This is a genomic window from Sinomonas sp. G460-2 (assembly GCF_047759905.1).
Lineage (GTDB): Bacteria > Actinomycetota > Actinomycetes > Actinomycetales > Micrococcaceae > Sinomonas.
On sequence record NZ_JBKZWT010000169.1, the window covers coordinates 1 to 7837 of the forward strand.

Consider the following 7837-nt stretch of genomic DNA (forward strand, 5'->3'; position numbering starts at 1 on the left):
CCGCGCCGCGGATCCCCACGACGGTGTCCCCGCCGACCCACACGTCCGTGCCGTCGGCGGCGACGCGGATGAGCCCGCGCCGCCCCAGTGCCGTGCCCTGCTGGGCGATGTACGACGACGGCGCGCGCCCACTCCCGATGAGCCACTGGGCGAGCCCGGCGTTGAGGCTGCCCGTGACCGGGTCCTCGGGGACGTCGAGGCTTGGCGCGAAGCCGCGGACCTCGAAGTGGGCCCCCGCGAGGCGGGCGTCCGAGCCCTCGGGGTAAGGCCCGACGACGCCCACGAGGTAGGCGCCCATCGCCGCGAAGTCCGGCTCGAGCGCGAGCACGTCGGCGGCGTCCCGGAGGAGCACCCCAACCCAGCCGGGGCCGTTGTCCACCCAAGCCGCGTCGACGACGTCGTCTGCCCCGAGCCTCAGCGAGCCGACGACGGAGGCGAGATCCGAGGCGTCAACCGGCCCCGAACGCCGCAGCGGGGGCGCCGCGAAGGCGAGCCGCCCGCCGTCGTCCGCGATGGTGACAAGACCCACCCCGCATTCCTGCACGAGTCGCCCCGCCGTGGCCGGGACGCCGCCAGCGTCGAGCCATGCCCGGGCGGAGCCGAGCGTCGGATGGCCGGCGAACGGGATCTCGCCGCCCGGCGTGAAGATGCGGAGGCGGTAGTCGGCGTCGGGGCGCGTGGGAGGCAGGAGGAACGTCGTCTCGGAGAGGTTGGTCCAGCGCGCGAACGCGGTCATGTCCCGGTCCGCGACGGCCTCGGCGTCATGCACGACCGCGACCGGATTGCCCCGCAGGAATTCGGACGTGAAGACGTCCACCTGGCTGAATCGCCGGCTCATACGAGCTCCATCCCGTCCTCGAGTTCGACAGTGCGGCCCTCCGCGAGGCCTGTGAGCGCGGAGCGCACGTTCTGGGCGCCGTGCGCGCCGAAATGCGATGCGAAGTCCTCGACCGCGAGGAACTTCCATTCGGTCAGCTCCTCCTCCTGGAGCACGACCTCCGCGCCCGCGGGGAGCTGGCCGCCGTCGTACAGGAAGGAGAGCCCGTCCCCGATGGGATCGGGGAACGCGGAGTGGGCCACGAGGAGGAGCGCGCCCGGTTCGATGTCGAGGCCGAGTTCCTCCCGTCCCTCGCGGCGCGCGGCAGTGCGCGGTGCCTCCCCGGGGTCCACGGTCCCGCCCGGGAGCAGCCAGCCGTCCTTGTAGTTCGGCTTCACGACGAGCACGCGACCGTCGCCGTCGCGGATCACGAGTCCGGCGGCGACCCGGCGGCGCGGAAGCGTGCGGAAGTACTCCCGGCTCACCGGGCTGAGATCCTCCATGGGTTCGAGCGTACCCGGGGTACCGTGACGGCGTGAGCTACCTGCACAGCGCCCCCATGGCCTTGGCCCACCGCGGCTTCTCCCTCGCGGGCCTCGAGAACACGCTCACGGCCTTCCGCGCGGCGTGGGACCTCGGCTTCACACATCTCGAGACGGATGTGCATGCGACCTCGGACGGCGTCCTTGTCGCTTTCCACGACGACACGCTCGACCGCGTCACCGACCGGACCGGCCGGATCGCGGACCTCACGTGGCGGGAGGTCTCCGAGGCGCGGACCGGCGGCGCGGAGCGCGTGCTGCGCTTCGACGAGCTCGCCGAGGCGCTGCCCGACGCGCGGCTCAACGTCGACGTCAAGACCACCGAGGCCGTGGCCCCGTTCGCGGACGCGATCGAGCGTCTGGGCCTCCACGACCGCGTCCTCGTCGCCTCCTTCTCGGACGGACGGCGCAGGGCGGTCCTCGCGCGGCTCTCGCGCCCGGCCGCGTCGTCGGCTGGCGCGGGGACGATCGCACTGTTCGCCCTGGGCGGGCCCGTCCTCCCGGCCGGGGTGCTTGGGAGGGCGCTGCACGACGTCGACTGCCTCCAAGTCCCGGAACGCAAGGGCCCGCTGCGGATCGTGACGCGGGCCTTCGTGGGCCGGGCGCACGCCCTCGGCAAGCAGGTCCACGTGTGGACCGTGAACGAGCCTGCGGATATGAACCGGCTCCTGGACCTCGGCGTCGACGGCCTCGTCACGGACCGGGCCGACCTCCTGCGTGACGTCCTCGTGGCGCGGCACGCATGGCCAATCGGCGGTTGACAAGGGGAAACTCCTCGGAGTTGTCCGGTAATTGCCCGTGAAGTTGGCAACGCCCAGTCGAAATCTCGTAGAACACTCCCGTCTTGGCCGGGTGCCGCCGTCGTGCGCTGAAAGGATCTCGCTTGGCCGCCCCGCGCGGCCGGAGGCACGAGGCGCGCACGAGCGCGCCGGAACGGAGAAGCATGAAGACCAGCACGAAGCGCGCAGTCGCCGTGGTGTTCGGCGCGGCGCTCGCCGCGACGGGCGTCGCGACCGCCGCCGTCGCGGCGCCGGGCGACGGCCCGCAGAAGGCCAACTCAGGCAAGCACGTCCTCCTCCTCTCGGTGGACGGCCTGCACCAGTCGGACCTCGACTGGTATGTCAACGCGCACCCGAGCTCCGCGCTCGCCGCCCTCGTGGGCCACGGCACGGACTACACGAACGCCCAGACCCCGGTCCCGTCTGACTCGTTCCCGGGCATGGTCGGCCAGGTCACGGGCGGCAACCCCGGCACCACGGGCGTGTACTACGACGACACCTGGAACCGGAACCTCCTGCCGGCCGGCACGACGAACTGCGCGGCGGCGACGCCCGGCGCCGAGGTCGCCTATACCGAGGGCGCGGACCGCAACCCGAACGCCCTCGACGCTGGTCAGGGCCTCGCGGGCCTTCCGAACAGCATCCTCCAGATGACCGGCACCCCCCGCTCGCTCCTCGACCCAGGCCAGCTCCCCGTCGACCCGACGACGTGCAAGCCCGTGTACCCGAACCAGTACCTCAAGGTGAACACGGTCTTCGAGGTCGCGAAGCAGGCCGGCCTCCGGACCGCGTGGTCGGACAAGCACGCAGCCTACGACATCCTGAGCGGCCCCTCCGGGACCGGCATCGATGACCTGTTCGCACCGGAGATCAACTCCGACGCGTCGATCGCGGGGTTCAAGGGCGACTGGACCAAGGACAACGCCGCGACCCAGCAGTACGACGGCTACAAGGCTCAGGCCGTGCTCAACGAGATCGCGGGCAAGGACCACTCCGGCGCGACGAATGCGGGCGAGCCCGCCATGTTCGGCATGAACTTCCAGAGCGTCTCCACGGCCCAGAAGCTCCCGAAGTCGGACGGCCTCGCCGGCGGCTACCTCGCCGACGGCGTGACGCCCGGCCCGCTGCTGTCCAAGGCGCTCGACTTCATCGACGCCCAGGTCGGCAAGATGACCGCCGCGATCGCCAAGACGCCGGATGCCAAGAAGACCACCGTGATCCTCTCGGCCAAGCACGGCCAGTCCCCGATGGACCCCTCGTCCCTCAAGCGCGTCGACGACGGCCCCATCATCGACGGCCTCAACGCGGCCTGGCGCACGGCCGGCCACCCGAGCGACCTCGTGGCCTTCGCGACGGACGACGACGTCATGCAGCTCTGGCTCAACGAGCACACGCAGGCGGCCGCCGACTTCGCGAAGCAGTACCTGACGTCCCACGCGGCCGCCGGCAACAACATCGGCGGCTCGGCGATCACGGTCCAGAACTCGGGCCTCGACACGGTGTACGCGGGCTCGCAGGTGGCCGACTACTTCCACACCACGGCCGCGGACGAGCGGATCCCGGACATCTTCGGCATCGTCCAGCACGGCGTGGTCTACACGGGAGGCAAGGGCAAGATCGCTGAGCACGGCGGCGCCGACGCTCAGGACCGGCACGTGCCGATCGTCGTCTCGAGCGGCACCGACTCGGGTGCGGCCACGGTCTCCGCCCAGGTCGAGACCACGCAGATCGCCCCGACGATCCTGCGCGCGCTGGGCCTCGACGTGAACGCCCTCGAGGCGGTCAAGATCGAGGGGACGAAGGCTCTCCCGCAGAACTAGGGCAGATCAGGGTCCGGGGACTCGTCCCTTCGTGCCCACTTTGAGGCCTGAATCGTCTCCGCCCCCGGCGCGTCGCTCAATGGCGCGCCGGGGGCGGAGCCGCTAGATGGGCACGAAAGCTCACTCGGGCTCGCTCTGCCCCGCCACGGCCCGCTCGATGCGCCGATCCGGCACGATCCAGAGCGCCGCGACGGCCACATACGCGGCCACGCTCACCCATACGGACAAGAACGCGCCCGCGCAGCCCACCACGTAGACGGCCATGGACCACTTGCCCTTGGCGTCGTTCCGGATGGCCTGCCGGAGCGGGCTGTCCGCGCCCTGGATCCGGATGAGCCGGGTCTGGAGGATCGTGTACGAGATCGCCGCGAGCAGGAGGTTGATCCCGTACAGGAGCACGGGCAGCGTGCTGAGGCTGCTCTCGTCCATCCATCGGGTGGTGAACGGCACGATCGAGAGCCAGAACAGAAGATTCAGGTTGGCCCACAGTGCCCCGCCGTCCACCCGGTTGCTGAGGTGCATGAGGTGGTGGTGGTTGGTCCAGTAGATCCCGATGTATACGAAGCTCAGCACGTACGTGAGCAGGGTCGGCAGCACCTCGAGCATGCCGTGCAGGTCCGGGGTGTTCGGGGTCTTGAGTTCGAGCACCATGATGGTGATGGCGATGGCCAGGACGCCATCACTGAAGGCCTCGACGCGATTGGTCTCCACGGTGACATTGAAACACTCGGCGCCGCGCGTGCGCGGCTGGCAGGATGAGGGAATGCGCATCCTCATTGCCCCGGACAAGTTCAAGGGCTCCCTCACCGCGGCCCAGGCCGCCGACGCGATGGCCGAAGGCGCCCTGAGCGTCTACCCGGACGCCGAGGTCACCCGCGTGCCGATCGCCGACGGCGGCGAAGGCACCCTCGAGGCGGCCGTCGCTGCGGGCTTCGAGGAGCGGAACAACGCCGTGGTCGGGCCGATCCTGCGGCCGGTCGGCGCGTCGTGGGCGATCAGGGGCACGACGGCAGTCATCGAGACTGCACAGTCCTCGGGCCTCGCGCTGCTCGACTCCGGGCCGACCCCGGAGGCCGCCGGTCGCGCGCACTCGTACGGCGCGGGTCAGCTCATTGCCGCCGCGCTCGACGCGGGGGCCACCGAGATCGTCCTCGGCCTCGGCGGCTCCGCGATGACCGACGGGGGTTCGGGCGCCCTCCGGGCGTTGGGCCTCAAGCCGCTCAACGCCGCGGGCAACGTCGTGCCCCTGGGCGGCGCGGCGCTCGCGGACGTCGTCACGATCGACGCCTCCGAACTCGATCCGCGCCTGGCCCGGGCGCGGTTCCGCATCGCCGTCGACGTCAGGAACCCGCTCCATGGTCCAGATGGCGCGGCGCACGTGTTCGGTCCCCAGAAGGGCGCGGACCCCGAGACGGTCGCCGCCCTCGACGCCGGCCTCAGCACGTGGGCGCGGGTCCTCGCCGAGTCGACGGGTCGCGACGTCGACGTCCCCGGCTCGGGCGCGGCAGGCGGCTTCCCGGCGGCGTTCCTCGCGTATACGGGTGCCGAGCTCGAGAGCGGCTTCGAGCTCGTCGCCGACCTCGTGGGCCTCGACGGGAAGCTCGACTGCGCGGACCTCGTGATCACGGGCGAGGGCTCCCTCGACGGCCAGTCGCTCACGGGCAAGGCTCCGATCGCCCTCGCGGACCGGGCGCGCGAGCGGGGAATCCCCGTGGTCGCGGCGGCCGGTCGCATCCTCGCGACCGCGGAGGAGCTCGCCGAGCACGGAATCGAGGCGGCTGGCGCGCTCGTGGACCTCGCGCCGAGCCCCGCCGAGGCGATGGCGGAGGGCGCCGCATACCTCCGACGAGCCGTCGCGGAGCTCCTGGCCGGCGCGTGACGACTGGCCACCTCCCACCCGACCACTGGCCACCTCCCACCCGGCCACTGGCCACCTCTCGGTTGTCCGACACCTCGATCGGGCCTAATATCTTATTCCATGGATCCACGGAATAACGGGCCCGACAAGCTGTCCGTCTACGACGTCCTCGCCAACGTGGTCAAGGCCGTCGGAAACGGGCGCCGGCTCGAGCTCATCGAGGTCCTGGCCCAGGGCGAGCACTCGGTCGAGACGCTCGCACGGATGACCGGAATGGAGCTGACCACCGTCTCGGGCAGCCTCCAGACGCTCAAGAAGGCCGGGCTCGTGAAGGCCCGCCGCGAGCGGACCATGATCTTCTACCGCCTCTCCGGCCCCGACGTCGCCGAGCTCTACCTCGCCGCGAAGCGCGTGGGCCTGCTGCGGTCCCCGGAGCTCCGCGAGGCCCTCGACGCCTACATGTCCCAGGCCGAGGGCCAGACGGCGGTCCCGCTCATCGATCCCTCGGCTGTGACGTCGGGCATGACCGTTCTCGATGTCCGCCCCAAGGTCGAGTTCGACGCGGGCCACTTCCCGTCCGCCGTCTCGATCCCGCTCGACGAGCTTCCCGAGCGGCACGGGGAGCTTCCGGGCGGCGCCGAGATCGTCGTCTACTGCCGCGGCGAGTTCTGCCGCCTGGCCCGAGAGGCCGTCGCTTGGCTGCGCGAGCGGGGAGTGGACGCGAAGGCCATGGACGAAGGCGTCGTCGAATGGCGCGCAACGAAGGAGATCCGCCTTGACATCGCGTGAGAGCATCCGCACCCGAAGCCTCGCCGTGCCCGACGCCGAAGGGCTCGCACGCGTGCAGAAGCGCACGCTCGCGGTCGTCGTCGCCGGTCAGGTGCTCGGGGGCGCCGGGCTCGCCGCGGGCATCTCGGTGGGCGGCCTCCTCGCGCAGTCCATGCTCGGTTCGGACGGACTGGCCGGCCTGCCGACGGGACTCTTCACGCTCGGCTCGGCGCTCACGGCCTTCCTCGTGGGCCGCTTCACCCAGCGCTGGGGTCGCCGCACGGGCCTCGGCATCGGGTTCGCCGCGGGCGGCCTCGGCGCGGCGGGCGTCGTGATCGCGGCCGTGACCGGTCTCGTGCCGCTTCTCTTCGTCTCGCTCTTCGTCTACGGCGCCGGCACCGCGACCAACCTCCAGGCCCGCTACGCCGGGACGGACCTCGCCGCTCCGTCACGCCGCGGCACGGCGGTGAGCATCGCCATGGTCTCGACGACCCTCGGCGCCGTGGCCGGCCCGAACCTCATCACGCCCCTCGGCGACCTCGCGGCGAGCCTCGGCATCCCGCCGCTCGCCGGCCCGTTCCTGCTCGCCGCGGTCGCCTATCTCGCTGCGGGCGCGGTCCTCTTCGCGCTCCTGAGCCCGGACCCCTACCTGCTCGCGCGCGCCATCACCCAAGCGGAACGCGCGGACGACGGCGGGACCTCGCCCGCCGCCGTCGTCCCTCGTCCCGCGGCGGGTGCCTATGCGGGCGCGACGGTGATGATCCTGACCCAGATCGCGATGGTCGCGATCATGACGATGACGCCGATCCACATGCGCGCGCACCATCAGAGTCTCGCCGCCGTGGGCCTCGTGATCGGCCTTCACGTCGGCGCGATGTACCTGCCGTCCCTCCTCACGGGCGCGCTCGTGGACAGGATCGGGCGTGTCCCCATGGCCATCGCCTCCGGGGTGACGCTGCTCGCGGCCGGGGCCGTCGCGGCGGTGGCGCCAGGCGATTCGCTCGGGCTGCTGATCGTCGCGCTCGTGCTGCTCGGTCTGGGCTGGAACTTCGGCCTGATCTCGGGAACGGCGCTCGTCATCGACGCGACCGTGCCCGAGAACCGCCCCCGCACGCAGGGCACCATCGACGTCCTCATCGCGCTGGCCGGCGCGGGCGGGGGAGCGATGTCCGGCGTCGTCATGGCGTCCTCGAGCTACGAGACGCTCTCGCTCGCCGGCGGGTTCCTCTCGCTCCTGCTGATCCCGGTCCTGT

8 protein-coding genes are annotated in these 7837 nt (G+C 71.6%); 5 read left to right on the forward strand and 3 right to left on the reverse strand.

Annotated elements, in window-relative coordinates; all coding sequences use genetic code 11:
* Together ACLN58_RS14525 and ACLN58_RS14530 are read right to left on the reverse strand one after the other, a co-directional pair.
* Positions 1 to 838, reverse strand: an 838-nt coding sequence (locus tag ACLN58_RS14525) for a PhzF family phenazine biosynthesis protein (RefSeq protein ID WP_415855973.1), incomplete at its 3' end; no start/stop codon positions are given.
* Positions 835 to 1320 carry an NUDIX domain-containing protein gene (locus ACLN58_RS14530; protein WP_415855974.1) on the reverse strand — a complete coding sequence of 162 codons (486 nt, stop codon included), beginning with the start codon at positions 1318 to 1320 and terminating at the stop codon, positions 835 to 837. The genes ACLN58_RS14530 and ACLN58_RS14525, both read right to left, overlap by 4 nt.
* A 56-nt stretch (positions 1321 to 1376) precedes the next feature.
* On the opposite strand from ACLN58_RS14530, the gene ACLN58_RS14535 reads away from it, so the two are divergent.
* The gene (locus tag ACLN58_RS14535; RefSeq protein WP_415855980.1) at positions 1377 to 2120 is read left to right on the forward strand and encodes a glycerophosphodiester phosphodiesterase; all 744 of its coding nucleotides are present in this window, start codon (positions 1377 to 1379) and stop codon (positions 2118 to 2120) included.
* A gap of 182 nt (positions 2121 to 2302) precedes the next feature.
* On the forward strand, positions 2303 to 3958 hold the full coding sequence (locus ACLN58_RS14540; protein ID WP_415855975.1) for an alkaline phosphatase family protein: 1656 nt from the start codon (positions 2303 to 2305) through the stop codon (positions 3956 to 3958).
* A 120-nt stretch (positions 3959 to 4078) separates the two neighbouring features.
* Here the strand turns inward: ACLN58_RS14540 and ACLN58_RS14545 are convergent, their stop codons facing one another.
* Positions 4079 to 4669: a TMEM175 family protein gene (locus ACLN58_RS14545; RefSeq protein ID WP_415855976.1), complete on the reverse strand. Its 591-nt coding sequence runs from the start codon at positions 4667 to 4669 to the stop codon at positions 4079 to 4081.
* A 52-nt stretch (positions 4670 to 4721) separates the two neighbouring features.
* Here ACLN58_RS14545 and ACLN58_RS14550 point away from each other — a divergent pair, with 52 nt between their 5' ends.
* From ACLN58_RS14550 to ACLN58_RS14560, 3 genes are all read left to right on the forward strand, one after another.
* Positions 4722 to 5837 carry a glycerate kinase gene (locus tag ACLN58_RS14550; protein WP_415855977.1) on the forward strand — a complete coding sequence of 372 codons (1116 nt, stop codon included), beginning with the start codon at positions 4722 to 4724 and terminating at the stop codon, positions 5835 to 5837.
* A gap of 99 nt (positions 5838 to 5936) precedes the next feature.
* Positions 5937 to 6605 carry an ArsR/SmtB family transcription factor gene (locus ACLN58_RS14555; protein WP_415855978.1) on the forward strand — a complete coding sequence of 223 codons (669 nt, stop codon included), beginning with the start codon at positions 5937 to 5939 and terminating at the stop codon, positions 6603 to 6605.
* Positions 6592 to 7837 (forward strand): MFS transporter (locus tag ACLN58_RS14560; RefSeq protein ID WP_415855979.1); only part of this gene is annotated, 1246 nt, incomplete at its 3' end. The genes ACLN58_RS14555 and ACLN58_RS14560, both read left to right, overlap by 14 nt.

Excerpts from the sequence above, each read along its gene's own strand:
- ACLN58_RS14530 (WP_415855974.1), bottom strand. The coding sequence starts at position 1,320 with ATGGAGGATCTCAGCCCGGTGAGCCGGGAGTACTTCCGCACGCTTCCG.
- ACLN58_RS14535 (WP_415855980.1), top strand. The coding sequence starts at position 1,377 with ATGGCCTTGGCCCACCGCGGCTTCTCCCTCGCGGGCCTCGAGAACACG.
- ACLN58_RS14540 (WP_415855975.1), top strand. The coding sequence starts at position 2,303 with ATGAAGACCAGCACGAAGCGCGCAGTCGCCGTGGTGTTCGGCGCGGCG.
- ACLN58_RS14550 (WP_415855977.1), top strand. The coding sequence starts at position 4,722 with ATGCGCATCCTCATTGCCCCGGACAAGTTCAAGGGCTCCCTCACCGCG.
- ACLN58_RS14555 (WP_415855978.1), top strand. The coding sequence starts at position 5,937 with ATGGATCCACGGAATAACGGGCCCGACAAGCTGTCCGTCTACGACGTC.